Source organism: Tissierella sp. (genome assembly GCF_032104385.1).
Classification (GTDB): domain Bacteria; phylum Bacillota; class Clostridia; order Tissierellales; family Tissierellaceae; genus Tissierella.
In genome coordinates this window covers 1-16,785 of record NZ_DAMCHJ010000027.1, presented here as the reverse complement: position 1 = coordinate 16,785, position 16,785 = coordinate 1, and the positions used below count along the sequence as shown (strand labels likewise).

The following is a 16,785-nucleotide window of genomic DNA, read 5'->3' as shown; positions in this document are numbered from 1 at the left end:
TGAGAAATCGCAGATGAATAAAAAATTTTTCATCATCTGAGAGTCTATCAATACAAGAAAGTAATTGTTCTTTATTTACATAGCCATAATAAACCCGATATGATTCTTGAACCAAGTCAACTTTTATTTGAGTTGTTTTATTTTGTATCTTCTTTATGCTACCTTGTATTTCAATTATCTTTTTATTATCCAAAAATTCACTAAACAATTCATTTGGATTTTCTAATATAATTCCTACAGAGCCATGATTCCAACTAAGTTTATTGTTTGCATTAGGAAATCCTATTACTGTTAATTCTTTTGCTATGCCAATCATAGATGTTCCATTTAAGTAATCTCTAAATATTTTCTGTACAACTTCTACTTTCTTATCATCAAGAAGCACTTTGCCATCTATTAACTTATATCCTATTGGCATATGTCTTTGCACATCTGTCACCTCACTTTCCTGCATACTATGTTAACTCTAGATTATTAATTAATTTAAAGGTAATCTCTTGATTTTTCCTTACAATGATTTTGTCTTTCTATAAAAACAGCAGACTCAATATACCCTTTCGATACTACTCTACTTAGGATTTGACTCTGCTCTATTAGTTCCATTATTTTATTATTTAGTATACTTAACTCTTCTTTATCAGTTCTTAAGTTTCTTAAGAATTCTAGAAATAGCTCCAAAATGTATTCATAGTTGCTTATTAATTTATTCCACATAGTCATAAATACATTTTTTATAATATCATCTCTTACTGCTTTCATACTACATTTATCTTTATCTCTTATATGTTGTATACAGATTTTCGCTCTGCGAAAGTTAAGTTTACAAAAATACAATCTACATAAAGATAAAGTTGTGTCTCGGGAACATTTAGGACAGTAAATCTTACTTCAAGTTATCTAAATTGATGATGCTCTCAAATTTGATACCTGACTTATCAATCATCGTTTGATTGGCCTGAATAAAAACCTGTTTCTCAGTGATCAATTGTTCAAGGGCTGGTGCATAAGACTTCAAATCGTCTAAGGTTGTTGAGAGAATTTCCTGACGTTCACGCTTTAGGTCAGCTTTAGAATATTTCTCGTAATACATTTTTGCACCGATGCCTTGTACATAGCGTTTCTCTGTACTATTGAATAAATCAAATTCATTTACAGTACTGATAATAATGCTATCTAGTTCCTGCTTAGTCAGCTTCGATTCACACAGAAATTTGCCGAGCCCTTCAAAAGCTTGAATGGATGCTACGATATCCGGAGTTCGAGCAGCATTTAGCAGCACACTATTATCTTTGTAGATTTGCATGCTTCCAGCATAAGCGCCTGCATCACGCATCGTCGGCATCAGATAATACGTTTCTAAGTATTTGGCCAGAACTCTCAATTTGCCTGAGTAGGAAATATTGGAATTAGTGAGATTGCCCACCTGCATAAGAGTAGCTACATTCTCCTTACGGCTTTGGTCGACAAGAGCTACAGAATTTGGAACTGCAGGCAATTCGATAGTTGGCTTAGGATATATTTTGCCGTTCAACTTAGATAGTACTGGCAGCATCGCTTCTTTAGCTTGACTGTATAAGGAACTGCTGCCATTTATATCTATCACTAAACCATTGCGATTGAATACCTTCTCTCCAATAGCAGAGATTTTCTTCAATGCTGCTTTTTGCTTGTCTTTACTTGAATTAACTCCTTGCAGATAGCGTAAATATGACATAGAGCCAATACCTGTAGGACCATCGGCCAAGGTGTTATACCGATTAGCTGCAGATTGACCAGCTATGGCATAATTATAAATGAAAGCTTTGTCTACCACATTGTAGTGTACATTTTTTTCAATTTCCTTCAGATGATCTTCCAATTTGCCAGAGTTAAGAAAGCTTGAATCACTTAAGACCGCTGTCAATAACTTCAATAGATCCCTGAATTCAGTTTCTTTGCCACGAATCATAACATTTAACGTAGGATGATATTCCCCATTGTCGTTATATTTGCCATAGGTTGTGGTGAAGAAGCTAATTCCTTTTATGTTTCGTTCCTGTAGAACCTGATTATAGACATCAGCCAGCAATTTGGCTTCAACCACCTGGGAAGTCTCCAGAACAGATTGATCAAACCCTAAGATGATGGCGAACTCTCCATTCATGTCAAAGTTAGTATGTGTGTAAACAATTGGATGGCTGACCTCTTTCGTAACATTGAATTCAAATGAGAACTGTCTGAAATCTTCAAGTTCGAGTCTGGGATTGACTTGTAAAATTTCAGCAGATTCAGGCGTCGCCAACCATTTCTCAAAGGCATTGGATTGCTGTTCAATGGTCTCCAGTTCATCCTTGCTGAATTTTTTCCTGTAGGTGTCCTTCTTGGCAGCTGACTTAGTCTGGCTGCCGCCTGCTATAACCGTACTTTTATATGGGTTATCAAGGAGATGGCGCTTGGCGATGTTTTGCAGATAGATCTCACTTTCTGGTTTCTTAAACTCGTTATAGTAAGCTGCTTGGTTCAGATAAAGCAACGGATTACCAGCGTATGTAAAGCCATCCATCACATTACTTATATTGTTCAAATCACTGCTATTGCTTGAATTTTCAATACTTTGATCTATCTGGGCAATAAGCTCTTCACGGTTAAAGCCGTACTCCACGAAGTCTCTCAGCGTCTGCATATAATCCGTGATGACTTGCTCTTTCTCAGCAGCCGTAATATCTGGAAAAAGAATTCCTTGTGTAAATATTCCTCTCCCATTCCCAATGAACTCTAACAAGCTTGGGTAAACCTTCGACACCTTCTTATTCGTTAGGCTTGATATAACGTTCATTGCAGCCACAGCCTTTGAATCTTTCATGGAAGGACCTGCAAATAGCAGACCGACACCGTACGAATCTGATTTATTCTCTCCTGGAAGGGCTATATTTACTGTTCCTAAAGGGATATTAGGCTTTGCGTTAAAGCTGATATCTTTATTGGGCTCAGGTTTATATTGGGACAGATAAGAATGAATGGCATCAAATGTCCAATTCAAGTCCTGATTGCCTGAGAGGTATATGAGCGCATTAGAAGGCTTATAGTATTGGTGATATACTTTAAGGACATCATTATAGGTGAGCTGCTCTAACCCTTCTAACGTTCCCCCACTCGTAAAAAGGAAAGAGGTTCCGCCATAAAGACTGTTATAAAGTTGTTCCATCAAGGATTGATTGATGTCGCCACCTCTATTCATACTCCCCTTAATCTCGTTGTATACGACCCCGTTATATTGAACTTGTCCATTTTTGATTTCTCGGCGTACGCCCTGCTGCAGAAAAATGTTCTTTTCATGTAAAAGCATAGGATTTAATAAAGCATTTATGTACACATCGGCTAAATTCTCAAAATCCTTCTGATTCCTGGTCATAAAGGGATACATGGTATAATCATCAGTCGTAAAAGCATTCAATAAACTAGCCACGGAATTACCCTGAAAGTAAATTTGGATATTTCGCGATGGATACTTCTCTGAGCCGCAAAGAAGCGCATGCTCTAGTACGTGGTTCGCTCCCTTATCATCCTCAGGCGGTGTTTTGAATCCGATGGAAAAGGACATGTCCTTACTGTTATTGTCTAAATAGAGCACTTGTGCACCTGAGCTATGCATTAATAAATACGCGGTTTGTTGATTATTTAACTGTTGTTTCTTAACAAATGTAAATCCATATTTTGTTACATCAATTCCTAAAATGGTAGGGTCGAATGTCGAACTAGATAGAGTTACTGTCTCAGCAACAGCATTGGGTACTACTCCTTCATTAACTACTGATGCCAAGGCAGAAGTCGAGGCTGACAGAGTTAGGCTGACTGATAGCAATATGGCGCAACTGTGTTTACTAACGAATGATTTCGGAATAATTTTCATAGTGATTCTCCTAACTATTGGATTTATGTAGACTTATGGACGGATACTGGTAAGTATAGGTCATGGTTTTAAAATATCTTGCAAATCAATCTTAAATTTTTTTAAAGTTGAGCTATCAAATTATAAAATATTAAAAATTTTTGTTTTTTATTCTCATTTCATTATCACAAGCTGGTACTAATTCTTGATTTCTTCTATCCCAAAACTCTTTCAATAAACCTATCTTAAAATCTCTATCTTCTATATTCAAAATAACACCCCCTCTTGATAGCCATCTTATTCATATATTTATTATTTTTAACAATTATTACTTTCATTTTGCCTTCTCACAAGCGTACTCCCACTAATTTCCATAATTTCTAAGAGTTATGATACTTTATACATAATATATGACATATATTAATTTCATTCGTATTAATATATGAAGGGAGTAATTGCTATAGATAAAAATACTCTTTTGGTAATGTAATTGATCAATTTATAGAATCTAACATAGAACCAAATTCTGATTATGAAGATTTTCAATTACTTTTATTATGTAAAGAAACCTTCTTTTTATTTAATGATGAAGACTAAAAAAGATACAATTTAAATTTTATCTTTTTAGTCTGATATTTTTAATTTATTATAAATTTTCTCTGTATCGGTTAAATTGTATTGTTCAGTTTGACTATTTCCATCTGCATGTGCTGTAACTACTATATATTCTCTATTGTTTACTTCTCCAGAACTTACTAAACACAATCCTGCTGCTTCCGTATATCCTGTTTTACCACATTTAATATAATTTTTATCTATATCTAACACACTTCTTTTTAAAAAAAGATGGTTATTTACAGTATGCCTAGTAAAAGCTCCCTTTACTCCACGAGCCTCATACTCTTTTGATTCAACTATCTTTTTGAATTGCTTATTTCCTAATGCATATTCAAAAAGTATCCCTATATCTTCAGCTGTACTATAATTTTCACTATCTGTTATTCCTGTAGAGTTGGAAAAATGTGTATTTTTCATTCCTAATTCATTTGCTTTTTCATTCATTAAACTAATAAATTCTTCTTCCGTACCAGAAACATATCTAGCTAAAGCTATACTAGACTCTCCTCCTGACTCTAAAAGTATTCCATATAATAAATCTATTATTTTAGGATTGTCCCCTGGCTCAAAACCTGAAACGCTTAATCCTTTAGTAATACAATAATCTATAATATCTTGTGTAATATTTGTTCTTTCATTTAAACTCCTAATATTTTCAATACCTACCATTGCTGTCATCACCTTAGTCATTGATGCGGGATGGATTCTTTCATTATAGTTTTTTCCCATAATTATTTTTCCTTTATCTTTCTCTATTACTACAGCATTTTTAGACACAATATCTTCTATACTAATATATTCACTACTTGGCTCAATAGAGCTTTTTTCTGTCTCAATTCCTATAAGATTACTTAAATCTAAAAATGTAGTTAATTTAAATAATACAATTATAGTTAAGATTACCATTACCAATTTTTTAAAATATCTTTTTTTCTTCATTTAAATCACCTCTAATAAGAGATTACTATATGAAAGTGACTTTTACGTGACATTATAGAATTTCACTTCAAAAGTTAATCCATTATCATTAAAAGCAATTATATCTCCATTATGTTCTTCTATAATTGATTTTGATAGATTTAATCCTATTCCATATCCCGGTAAGGATGTATCACCTCTATAAAACCTATCAAAAATTCTCTTTAATATTTCTTCTTGTACTCCACTACCATTATCAGATATCTTTATAACCTTATAAATAGGATTAGAAGTCAATTCTATACTTACAGTATTTCGTGTATGTTCTAAAGAATTTTTTATTATATTTAAAAAGGCTTCATAAAGCCATACTTCATCTCCTAATACATAAAAATCTTCTCCATGATATTCTATATTTATCTTTCCATCTCTATTTAAACTATTCAATATATCTTCTATTATCTCTAGCATAGATAGTTCTTTAAATTTATACTCTATAGCATTAGAATTTATTTTCGAAAGCTTTAGAAGTACCTCTGTAAAGTTTTTAAGTTTTTCTAACTCTGAATAAAGTTTCTCTAAATATATCTCTGTATTTTCTCTATCTTCATTTATTAACTCCACCATAAATCCAATAGATGTTATTGGTGTTTTCAATTGATGAGCAATATTTGAAAGATCTTTTTTTAATGTTAATTTCTGCCTCTTAGCTTCTTCTTCTAGAGATTTTAAGTTTATAATTATTTTATAAATTTCACCTCTTAATGAACTATATTCGTCATCATCTTCTTTAATATCTATTGAATAGTCCCCACTATTTATTCTAGTTAAATCATCTTCAAGTTTTTTTATTTTTTCTTTATATTCAAGTTTCTTTTTCTTTTCATTATAGCTATATAGCCCGTATATAAGGAAGAATATGAATATACTAAGTAATACACCATATATTCTATTTGTAAATATACTCTTGTTATAATAACCTAATGAATTTAAAACTTCTTCGCTATTTATATTTTTAAATTCTAAAATATTAGAAATTGTTATATAAAAATGTCTATCTAATACAAATATTAATATATTAATTATTAAAAAAACCATTATACAGTAAGCCATTTAATCCCTCACAAATCTATAGCCTATTCCTCTTATAGTCTCTATAGTGTAGCTATATTGTTTTAATTTCTTTCTAAGTCTTTTTATTGTTGCTGAAAGGGTATTATCCTCTACAAAGTTTCCACTTATATCCCATATATCTTCTAATATTTTTTCCCTCGTTAATGTATTACCACGATTTTTTAAAAGAAGTCTTAATAGTTCATATTCTTTTACAGTTAGTTCTATCTCTATACCATCTAAAAAGCATATATAATTTTTTTCATCTAAAACTAATCCTTTATAATTCAATTTTTCATCCTTTTCTTCAACTCTTCTTAAAATACTTTCTATTTTAGCTTTTAATATTGATAACTTAAAAGGCTTTGTAATATATGCATCAGAAATATTTAATCCCTTAACTATATCCTCTTCTGAATCATTAACAGTTAAGAACATTATTGGAGTAGTTTTTATATCATATAATTTTAAAAAATCAAAGCCTGTACCATCTGGTAAGTTTACATCTAGTATTATTAAATCAAAATCATAATTAAATCTTTCCTTCGCTTCATTTAAAGAGCTTGCATGTGTCACATTGTAATCACTATTCTCTAAATATGTTTTTATTCCAAATCCTAAAGTTTCATCATCTTCCAGTAAAAATATTTTCAATATATCACCTCAAAGTTATTATATCAATAAATCTAGTATACAATAAATTTAAGGTAAGTATTAGATTAAATTATTTAATTGTCACGTAAAAGTCATTTTCATATTGTATGCTCTTTCTAGGAGGTAAGATATATGGAAATATTAAAAATTAAAAATTTAAAAAAAATGTATGGAGAGGGACAAATTAAGGTTGAAGCATTAAAAGGAATAGATCTTTCTATTGAAAGAGGTCAAATGGTTGCAATAATGGGTCCTAGTGGCTGTGGCAAATCCACCCTTTTAAATTTATTATCAGGCATAGACACCATTACATCTGGAGAAATTAAAGTTGAAAATACAAATATCTCAAATTTAGATGAAAATAGTCTTGCTCTTTATAGAAGAAGACAGCTGGGAATTGTTTATCAGTTTTTCAATCTAATTCCTAATCTTTCTGTAGAAAACAACATAAAATTACCTGTTTTAATGGATAATAAAAAAATAGATCAGGAATATTTTGATGATCTAATAAAGAGCTTAGGTATTCAATCTAAATTAAAAGTATTCCCTGATAAGCTTTCTGGCGGACAACAACAAAGGGTAGCAATTGCTAGAAGTTTAATTTATAAGCCTAGTATAATATTAGCAGATGAACCAACTGGTAATTTAGATAAACAAAATGCTAGGGATATAATAGAAATTTTTAGACTTTCAAACCTAAAATACAATCAAACTATAATAATAGTTACTCATGATGAAGAAGTTGCTCTATCTGCTGATAAAATAGTCCGTATGGAAGATGGACTAATCATTAGTAACGAGGTGATAAGATGATTTTACGTGAATATGTAAAAGGAGATATAAGCTTAAATAAAAAATCTTATACTTCAACAATTATTACTATATTTCTAGCTGTAGTTATTCTTTCTACTTTTGTTTTTGGTGTTTCATCATACTACAAATGTTATAGAGATATAATAGGTAAAAGCACAGGAGGCTATCACTTCAGAATTGTAAATAGTATTTCTAGTAATGATGCAAAAAATTTACGAGAAAACAGATATATAAAGAAACTAGGATTATTTAATAATAAAGTTATAGACAAAGGTTTTGGATCCAAAGAGAAAACCAAATTATCCCAAATGGATAATAACGCTCTTTCTACTATTGAATCTTGGTTGAAAGAAGGTAATCTTCCTAAACCTAATGAAATTATGATAAGTAATGATATGGCAAAAGAGATTAATAAAAATGTTAGTGATACCCTTGAAGTAAATGGTAATAATTATATAATTTCAGGTATTTATTACGATACAACTTATGAATATCAAAATTTCTATAATATATTTTTAAATGTAGAACAAGATAAACTTTTAGAAAGTGGAGAAGAACTTTCTCCATTTATATGGTATAAAAATATATTCAAAACTTATAGCTTAAGTGAAGAAATAGTAAACAATCTAGAAACAGAGTATATTACGTATAACTACAATTTAATGTATTTAGATCGATCCTTTGTTTTTGATCCGGAAGATAATTTATTAAAAGATCATACTTTCCAAGTAATTGTATTGATTTTATTCTTCATATTAATAATACTTTTTCACTCTATTATTACAAACTTATTTTTAGTACAAGAAGCAAAATCTATACAAGAATATTCCAAATTAAAAGCTATAGGTGCAACTAATGGAGATATTAATAAAATAATAAAACTAAAAGCATTATATATCTCTCAAATACGAATACTTTTAGGTATGTTTTCATCTGTTGGAATAGTGAAACTACTATTTTTTGCTATAAATAAGGTTGAAATGTACTTTTCTAAATCTAAAGAAATTCTTGAAAGTACTATGAATTTAAATCTAAGCTTAAACTTTAAATTTGCAATACTTATTTATATTTTAAGCTCAGCAATAATCTATCTAAGTACAAAGAAACCTATAAAGAAACTTAAGAAAAATTCTATTTTAAATGGGTTAAAAGGAGAAATAGACTCTAAATCTTATAAAAAACATGATCTTAAATATAATGGTAATATAGAAAAAAATTTATCTAAACAATTTTATAAAAATAGTAAGAAAAGCTTTAAATTTACAGGAATAACTTTAAAATTAGGATTTATTTTAATGGCTTTTATTATGACAATAATAACATACTATTCTCTAGAGGAAAAATATAATAATGTTGATAGATATACAACTTATGGTATCCAAGGAGAATACGCTACTATAAATCCTTTAAATGAAGATTTAATTAATAATATAAAATCACTTAATATAGATGATTTTGTAAACTTTAGAAGTCAATCAGTATATATTGATTATAATGAAAATTTAATTGATGATGATTTTAAAAACTCTGGCAGTTTAAATAATCTAGAAGAAAATATTATATCTTTAGAAAATACACGGCTTAATATAATTGGATTAGAAGATAATAAATTCAATGAATTGGTAGCTAAAACAGGATTAGATCCTAGTAAATATAAGGGTAACAGAGTTCTATTATTAAATACTGTTGGAGATAATTTTAATATTCCAGCATCAAGGATTACAGATAAACAATTCCTTAAAGAAGATATAGAAACTCTTTCCCTTTCAGAGTATGGAAATGTTCTAGATACTAGAGGATATGAGTTTGTTTTAAATGTAGAAGATAAAATTTATACACCACTTTTTGATTATCCTATATATAAAAATAGATTAAATTGTTATATGCCTAAATCTGAGTATATAAAACTATTTAGCAACTTTGAAAGAATTGCTGATTTAGATCAATTTGAATATATTGCTATTAAATCTGCTAATATTGAAGAAGACCAGACTATGATAAATGGTATGTCTCTTGATTATTTTAAAGATAGAGATTTTAGTTTGGTATCAAAAGTTGATGAAGATAACTTAATCCAAAAAAGAACTATAATAGGAAATGTACTAGCTATGTTCTTTAGTGTATTCTTTATTGTAGTAGGATTCTCTAATTGCTATTTTGCCTTTTATAATTTATTCTTAAAAAGAAAGAATGAATTAATACTATATAAATCTATAGGAATGGATGAGACATTACTGAAGAATATATTAAAGCGAGAAAAAAACAAGATACTATTTAGTTTTATATCTTCAATGCCTATTCTATTAATTATATTAGCTATTATAGTATCTAAGTCTTCAAAAGTCTTTACTGCTATAGATATATTAACAAATATCAATTATATATTTATACTTGGATATATTGCTCTAATATATGTATCTATATCAAAAATGTATAATAACTATAAAAGAGAAATAATTTAAAATAAAAAAGGTGTTTTATAACTAATTAATTTTAGCCATGAAATACCTTTTTCTATTTTATTGTTTACCTTTAAACTTTTATAGTACCAAAAAAGCCCTACACAGTGTGTAAGGCTGTACTTAATAAGTTTTAAGAGTACCTAGCATCTTATTATAGCTTAAACACTCTTAATTGTGCATCTAAATCTTCTGCTATTTTTGCAAGCTCTTCACTTGAATTAGCTATTTCCTCCATAGAAGCAGTTTGTTCTTCTACAGAGGCTGATGCTTCCTGAGTTTCTGCCGCATTTTCTTCAGAGATTGCCGATAAATTTTCTATTATAGATATAATGCTTTCTTTTTTCTGTTCCATTTCATCACTAGAATTACTAACCTTATGAGTTATATCCCTCATTATCTCTATTGCTTCTGCTATTCCCCTGAATTTATCGTCCGTTGTATTCACACTTTCTGCTTGAGAAAAAACAATTTGTCCCACTTCTTTCATAATATTAACCGAATTCCTTGTTTGAGCTGTTAGCTCATTTATAAGATTTGTAATTTCCCCTGTAAACTTATTGGATTCTTCTGCAAGTTTTCTTATTTCCTCTGCGACTACAGCAAAACCTCTCCCTAATTCCCCAGCCCTTGCTGCTTCTATAGCTGCATTTAAAGATAATAAATTTATTTGTTCAGATATACTCTCAATCATCTCACTATAATTAGCAATTTTTTCTGTACTTTCATAAGTGCTTTGAATAGCCTCTTGAGTTTGACCAGCTAAATTGCTGCTAATATCCATCTTTTCTACGAGATCTTTTAAGATTTCCAGTCCTTCATCCTTTAAACTATTTACTTTTCCTACTGAGGTATTTAATTCCTTCATCATATTTCTATTATCCCTTATTAAGTTTCCAAGTTCTAAAATAGAAAAGTTCCCTTGTTCTATATCTTTTGCTTGTTCACTTGCACCATGAGCAATATCTTCAATGACTACTGCTACTTCATTGGCAGCTGCAGTTGTTTCTTCACTTGTTGCAGTGAGTTGTTGGGAAGCAGCTGCCACTTGCCCTGACATATTTAATATATTTTGTATAACATTTTTCATAGCATTTTGCGTCTTATTTATAGCTTCAGATATTTCACCTAGCTCATTATTCTGATTCATTAAATCTTTTGGTATAGGATTAGATAAATCTCTTGATGCTATAAATCCTAATTTTTCTTTCAATTTATCTATAGTTTTTACTACAGAATTTGACATTCTGTGTAAAACAATTCCTAAGAAAATGAAAATTATTATACTTAAAATACTAAGTGTAATAACATTTTTATAGATAATCGACTGCATATCTCCCACGGAATAATCTAGATGTAATGCTCCCATATGATTCCCCTCAATGATTAAAGGAATGCTTATTGCATAAACTTTTTCTTTCTTCTCAGGATGAAAATATTCACTAAAATGTATAGTACCTTCCTCTGCAGCTATCCTGATTCCTTCATCCTGAAATACTTCTCCTATAAGGGTTTTATCACTACTAGCAACTATCTCCATGCCCCTATTAAGCAGGATTGCATCAATTATGTCTTCATGAGACATTATATTTTCTATTTCACTTTGATAGCTTAATTTATCTTCAATGTTCTTGATTTCATTGGCGGTTATCCCTGCTTGAACAAAATTTCCATTTGATCCCTTAATGTATCCAAATTTTACAAAATCACCTGACAACGTATCTTTTCTAATATCTTCAAATACTTCATTTTCATTATTCTTGATGAAATCATATACAGGATGCCCTTCTGTTGCTACCCATCCTATATTGTCAGCTATGGTAGAATAAATAATTCTACCTTCTTTATCGTACCAAGATATTTCATTAACCCCTAATTCATTAGATATTTTTCGTAATAAATCATTATTTATATTATCTTCATTCTTAATAACAGCTTTTCCCACATCACTGATTCTAACTTCTAGCATTGAATTTAGCGTTTCTAATAATTTTGAATTTTGTATAAGCCTTCCTATAACAGTTTCAGATATAAATTCTATATTGTGCTTAATTTCTTCCTGCAAGCCTTCCCTCATCATATAAGAAGAAGTAATCGTCACTCCTACTATGGCTATAAGCACAATTAATAATGGCATTAAAATTAACTTCTTCTTAATTGAACCTTTTTTTGTATTTTCCCTTGAAATTTTTGTTAAATTTTTTCTTAAACCTTTGCTCTCCAAGTTTTCCACCCTTTCATTTTGTATTTTGTTATCTATAATTTATAAAATACATACTTCTACTATCTCTTAAGTATTTTTAAATTTATTTTAAATTTCTATAGATTATAATTTAAAATATAAAAAATATTGTAGAAAATAGTAATAAGCATGCGCTTTTATTCATTTAAGAATAAGAAAACTACAAAATTATTCAGAGAAGGTTCCCTGAAGAGCCGTAGCATATATGTCTAACTTCTCTAGAACGATATTATTATAACACATATAGAGTTATAATAACACTGTTAGAGTTAATATTTATTGTAAAATGATATAATTTGTCGAAAATTTTATTTTAGTTATTTGTTTCCATCTCAACCATTACTTTTATCACACGTAGGATCCTTTCTTGCTCTTTACTTGGCAAGTGATTTATTTCCTTCCAAAGATTAGAGGCTTTTATTTCATTACCCTTAACTAAAACATCCTCAAGTAGTATATCAGTCGATACTTCCAAGGCATTGGCAATCCGTATAAATGTTTCTAATCTAGGGATCTTAACACCCCTCTCAATAGCGCTCATATAATTAGGACTTAAGCTCACACACTCTGCTAACTCTTCTTGTTTCATCCCTAATTCTTCTCTACGATTTTGAATTCTTTTTCCTATATTTGATAAATCCATTTTTTCACCTTCCTAATAGAGTTACTCTAATACCTTTAGTATAGTTTTTTGACTAATTCTAATACAGTATCTATAAGCGTTACATCAACTCTATAGGATATGTAATTGCACAAAGATTACACGAGTTTAGTAATATGAATTTTCATTCTTATGGATTTCCTTTGATTTTTATTATATTTATCTTTTAAGGTTCATCCTACTTAATCCTTAAACACAACTTTTCCATATGATTACCTTATATACATATTATTGATTGCCTTTTTACACATTAAAAACTATTTTTTTCAAATTAAAAAGCCATACACGCTCTATGTAAGGCTATGGCTAATGTATAGTATATAAAGAATGCGAAGTGATTACTCTTCAATATAATTAAAATATCTAATCTGATTTTCATCATCAAATGTACTATTAAAAGGTATCAAATCATTTGAATTAAATTTTATATAATCACCTTCATATTCACCAAAGTCAAATTCTAATTCAGTATTATTAGGGTATCCGTATAAATAACATACAACCTCATTATCTTTAAGAAATACTATTTGATTCATATTCTCATTTACAGTTTCACTTATATTGTCCCATTTATATCCAACAACCTCATACACTCTCTCTTTTGATACATATGGTCTAAAACTATACATCACATCCCAATCAAAAGGTGTCCATTTGTATAAGTCATCAATGACAGCAGTGCCACTTATAATATCAAATGAATGTCTCAATTGTTCAGCATTTACATCCCAAATATCTTTTTTAAGATAGCTTAATGAAAATAATATCATAATGCTTATAGTTATAATTATAATCACAGTCCATATATTCTTGTTTTTCTTCTTCATGAAATAAACCTCCCTTTAATTATAAATTAGTTGAACATAAATCTACTATACTGTAACTATATAGTGACAAGACAATAAATGGTAGACTATTACAATATTGCCCCTAAATCTATAATATATCTTTTTAATTTCTTATTAATCAAAGGTTCGTGTCCATTCCCCTTGTCCCTATAAGCATACATTATCAAATAATCTCATATACTTAAATAATTATATTTGCATCTCACAAATCACCAAATATAGATTATATTCATTAGTCCTTTTTAAATATAAATGGAACAAAGTTAACATAAATAGAACCTAAAATTCCTGCAAAAACAATACTTATCCAATTTCTTCTTCCATATAATTCATATAGTGAATATTTCCCATATTCTAATAAAAACATAAATAAAAAGAACATACAAGCCAAGGTAAAATTATAATATTTGACCTTTCTAGCTTTTTTCAAGAGTTTTTCCCGAATCTCAATCTTTTTCATTAGCCAATTAAAGCTTATGAAAGCAATAACAAAAATTATAAATGATATCACAATCTGCACGTTAATAACTTCCCCTCATTTTATGTTATTCAACTCATTATAATTATTCATATATGCCATAAATCATGTTAATAATAAGTAAAATCTACATATTTTTGCTTAGATTTTCAATATATATTTTAGCCTCATTTAAATCATTATTTATTATACCCATATATAATTCTAAAGCTTTATCTCTTTGATTTTTCAAAATAAGTATTCTAAAGTCTTCATCTAAGCAATTTTCACCCTTTGTACCATCATCATTAATATAGAATCCATCAATAATTTCCCTTATTCCCCCTCCAAAATACCAATTATTTGATTCAACAAAATCAATAAATTTATCCCAAAACTCATCTTCAGATAATTCCATTGGCACCTCTATACATCCATTAATCTCAAATTCCCTTCTCATAGCCTATCCTCCTATTACACTCATTCCAGAATTCTATATATCCATTTCTATCAGAATCATCTTCTAGATATGGATATTTCTCACTTAAGTCTATGTGAAGCATATATTTATTTCTTAATCTAAATAAAATTGTATCTTCAGCTCTATTAAAATTTTACTAATCATTTAGGTAATAACCTAGTCTTTCTTTTAGGCTACAACCATCTAATGAATGCCAGTGTATTTTTTCAAATATTTCATAAATACTTTTCCCATTAAAGACTTTGGTTTCTAAAAAATCTTTTTGGTTATCATAATCATAGGCTTGCGACCCATTATCTACTAACCCATACCAGTATACCTCTTCTGTTAAGTTAGATTTATTAAACATTTTACCTAGCCAACAATCCGTATAATCTTTGTCCCCTTCTACATAGAAATTCATTTCTATACATGAATTATTTTTTACGACATCTTCATCTAATATTTTTATAAAGTCATCTATACTTATTTTGTCCATATTATATTCTCCTAACTTATAAAGAATTGCTGCAAACTTTACTATTATTAAATGCCTGTATTCATATTCTTGTATTTAAATATAATTATTAATTCATAGTTGTGTCTATTTTATCATATAGATTTTATCAAATAAACCTATATTTCCTTATTTTACTCATCACCAAATACAACCCATCTTTCCCCATCATAATCTTCATGTTTTTCTGTAGTTACATTTTGTTCATAGTAAACTCCAAGGAGTCTTTTAATATCCTGAGTCTTCTCCTGTACTATACCATACCCAATATTCCTGCCACCAAGGACTCCATATACATTTGTCTTTTCTTCTCTTCTTGGAATAGGTACTTAAGAGAAGGTATCATTTCTGTCATTAGTTACTGGATTCGTCGAAGGATTTTTATCTAAATCTACAATTTTAATATTTATAATTGATTTAGCGGTTCCACCGGAACCATTAAAATTTACATGTATTGTCATGTTTTGCTCTGTACTTGGAGTTGTCCACTTTACCCAAGCCAGTTGTAGCTATCATTATATCTTGAAATATGTAATATACTATGGATTCGAGAAATAATTTATACTCTCCATGATTAGAGTATCGTAATTCATACCCGTTATATCTTCAATTCTTTCTATTGTATATTCAGAACAAAAATACTTCTTTATAGCTTATATATTATTACTTCCATTTGTACTTAATATTCTAGGCATTTCTTGTCCTAGGTTTACAAATGAATAACTGGATGTACTAGGTGACAATGCCCTTACACCGTTATAGCTTATTTTAGAAACCTTACCAAAGTGAAGGCGAACATTAGTTGGAAATTTATCTGATTCTCCTTTCTACAAAGAAAAACACTGCATAATAGCAGTGTCTACCTCATTCATATATATTTAATTCATATCTCCTATCTGTTTGTTTATATCTCCCTCTCCATCAACTTTTGTACCTTCTCCTTCACTAATATCGTCAATTTGCTTTGCCTCTCTATTTGAAAAGTTTTTTTACATCTCTACCCATAAATAAACTAATTGTAGTTTTAAATTGTATTTTTTGCCTCATTTAATACTACCGATACAATGCATAATATAAATTATGTTCATTAATTATCTTTATCAAATAGAATATCTAATACAGTACTAATTAAGAAACCAAATATAATACTCGGAATT

At 29.2% G+C, this 16,785-nt stretch carries 15 protein-coding genes; 2 read left to right on the top strand and 13 right to left on the bottom strand.

Annotation, left to right across the window (positions count from 1 at the left end; genetic code table 11):
* The 6 genes from RT714_RS15575 to RT714_RS15550 form a co-directional block, all read right to left on the bottom strand.
* On the bottom strand, positions 1-454 hold a 454-nt coding region (locus RT714_RS15575), incomplete at its 3' end, for a recombinase family protein (RefSeq protein WP_313758894.1).
* 29 nt (positions 455-483) lie between these two features.
* A complete protein-coding gene (locus RT714_RS15570) occupies positions 484-759 on the bottom strand; it encodes a hypothetical protein (RefSeq protein WP_313758892.1) in 276 nt (91 codons plus the stop codon).
* Positions 760-883: 124 nt separating this feature from the next.
* Positions 884-3,889, bottom strand: coding sequence for an insulinase family protein (locus RT714_RS15565; RefSeq protein WP_313758890.1), 3,006 nt, complete (start codon positions 3,887-3,889; stop codon positions 884-886).
* Positions 3,890-4,492: 603 nt separating this feature from the next.
* Positions 4,493-5,425 carry a D-alanyl-D-alanine carboxypeptidase gene (locus RT714_RS15560; protein ID WP_313758888.1) on the bottom strand — a complete coding sequence of 311 codons (933 nt, stop codon included), beginning with the start codon at positions 5,423-5,425 and terminating at the stop codon, positions 4,493-4,495.
* Positions 5,426-5,467: 42 nt separating this feature from the next.
* Positions 5,468-6,517: a HAMP domain-containing sensor histidine kinase gene (locus RT714_RS15555; RefSeq protein ID WP_313758886.1), complete on the bottom strand. Its 1,050-nt coding sequence runs from the start codon at positions 6,515-6,517 to the stop codon at positions 5,468-5,470.
* Positions 6,518-7,171 (bottom strand): response regulator transcription factor, encoded by a 654-nt coding sequence (locus tag RT714_RS15550; RefSeq protein WP_313758885.1) that lies wholly within the window; start codon positions 7,169-7,171, stop codon positions 6,518-6,520.
* 132 nt (positions 7,172-7,303) lie between these two features.
* Here RT714_RS15550 and RT714_RS15545 point away from each other — a divergent pair, with 132 nt between their 5' ends.
* Together RT714_RS15545 and RT714_RS15540 are read left to right on the top strand one after the other, a co-directional pair.
* The gene (locus tag RT714_RS15545) at positions 7,304-7,984 is read left to right on the top strand and encodes an ABC transporter ATP-binding protein (RefSeq protein ID WP_313758884.1); all 681 of its coding nucleotides are present in this window, start codon (positions 7,304-7,306) and stop codon (positions 7,982-7,984) included.
* A complete protein-coding gene (locus RT714_RS15540) occupies positions 7,981-10,446 on the top strand; it encodes an FtsX-like permease family protein (protein ID WP_313758883.1) in 2,466 nt (821 codons plus the stop codon). Before RT714_RS15545 ends, RT714_RS15540 begins: the two co-directional genes overlap by 4 nt.
* Positions 10,447-10,597: 151 nt before the next feature.
* On the opposite strand, the gene RT714_RS15535 is transcribed toward RT714_RS15540, so the two are convergent.
* The 7 genes from RT714_RS15535 to RT714_RS15505 form a co-directional block, all read right to left on the bottom strand.
* Positions 10,598-12,667 (bottom strand): methyl-accepting chemotaxis protein, encoded by a 2,070-nt coding sequence (locus RT714_RS15535; protein WP_313758882.1) that lies wholly within the window; start codon positions 12,665-12,667, stop codon positions 10,598-10,600.
* A gap of 331 nt (positions 12,668-12,998) precedes the next feature.
* A complete protein-coding gene (locus RT714_RS15530; RefSeq protein ID WP_313758880.1) occupies positions 12,999-13,328 on the bottom strand; it encodes a helix-turn-helix transcriptional regulator in 330 nt (109 codons plus the stop codon).
* A gap of 356 nt (positions 13,329-13,684) precedes the next feature.
* Positions 13,685-14,173: a hypothetical protein gene (locus RT714_RS15525; RefSeq protein ID WP_313758878.1), complete on the bottom strand. Its 489-nt coding sequence runs from the start codon at positions 14,171-14,173 to the stop codon at positions 13,685-13,687.
* Positions 14,174-14,426: 253 nt separating this feature from the next.
* The gene (locus tag RT714_RS15520; protein WP_313758877.1) at positions 14,427-14,705 is read right to left on the bottom strand and encodes a hypothetical protein; all 279 of its coding nucleotides are present in this window, start codon (positions 14,703-14,705) and stop codon (positions 14,427-14,429) included.
* A 94-nt stretch (positions 14,706-14,799) separates the two neighbouring features.
* Complete coding sequence (locus RT714_RS15515; RefSeq protein WP_313758875.1) at positions 14,800-15,111, bottom strand: hypothetical protein; 312 nt, start codon at positions 15,109-15,111, stop codon at positions 14,800-14,802.
* 157 nt (positions 15,112-15,268) lie between these two features.
* Positions 15,269-15,610 (bottom strand): hypothetical protein, encoded by a 342-nt coding sequence (locus RT714_RS15510; RefSeq protein WP_313758874.1) that lies wholly within the window; start codon positions 15,608-15,610, stop codon positions 15,269-15,271.
* Between the two features lie 347 nt (positions 15,611-15,957).
* The gene (locus RT714_RS15505) at positions 15,958-16,089 is read right to left on the bottom strand and encodes a hypothetical protein (protein WP_313758873.1); all 132 of its coding nucleotides are present in this window, start codon (positions 16,087-16,089) and stop codon (positions 15,958-15,960) included.
* Positions 16,090-16,785: the final 696 nt, after the last annotated feature.

What these genes read in the sequence shown, in the direction of transcription:
- RT714_RS15505 (WP_313758873.1), bottom strand. Translation starts at nt 16,089, where the DNA reads ATGACAATACATGTAAATTTTAATGGTTCCGGTGGAACCGCTAAATCA.
- RT714_RS15540 (WP_313758883.1), top strand. Translation starts at nt 7,981, where the DNA reads ATGATTTTACGTGAATATGTAAAAGGAGATATAAGCTTAAATAAAAAA.
- RT714_RS15560 (WP_313758888.1), bottom strand. Translation starts at nt 5,425, where the DNA reads ATGAAGAAAAAAAGATATTTTAAAAAATTGGTAATGGTAATCTTAACT.
- RT714_RS15570 (WP_313758892.1), bottom strand. Translation starts at nt 759, where the DNA reads ATGAAAGCAGTAAGAGATGATATTATAAAAAATGTATTTATGACTATG.
- RT714_RS15510 (WP_313758874.1), bottom strand. Translation starts at nt 15,610, where the DNA reads ATGGACAAAATAAGTATAGATGACTTTATAAAAATATTAGATGAAGAT.
- RT714_RS15515 (WP_313758875.1), bottom strand. Translation starts at nt 15,111, where the DNA reads ATGAGAAGGGAATTTGAGATTAATGGATGTATAGAGGTGCCAATGGAA.
- RT714_RS15555 (WP_313758886.1), bottom strand. Translation starts at nt 6,517, where the DNA reads ATGGCTTACTGTATAATGGTTTTTTTAATAATTAATATATTAATATTT.
- RT714_RS15530 (WP_313758880.1), bottom strand. Translation starts at nt 13,328, where the DNA reads ATGGATTTATCAAATATAGGAAAAAGAATTCAAAATCGTAGAGAAGAA.
- RT714_RS15545 (WP_313758884.1), top strand. Translation starts at nt 7,304, where the DNA reads ATGGAAATATTAAAAATTAAAAATTTAAAAAAAATGTATGGAGAGGGA.
- RT714_RS15565 (WP_313758890.1), bottom strand. Translation starts at nt 3,889, where the DNA reads ATGAAAATTATTCCGAAATCATTCGTTAGTAAACACAGTTGCGCCATA.
- RT714_RS15525 (WP_313758878.1), bottom strand. Translation starts at nt 14,173, where the DNA reads ATGAAGAAGAAAAACAAGAATATATGGACTGTGATTATAATTATAACT.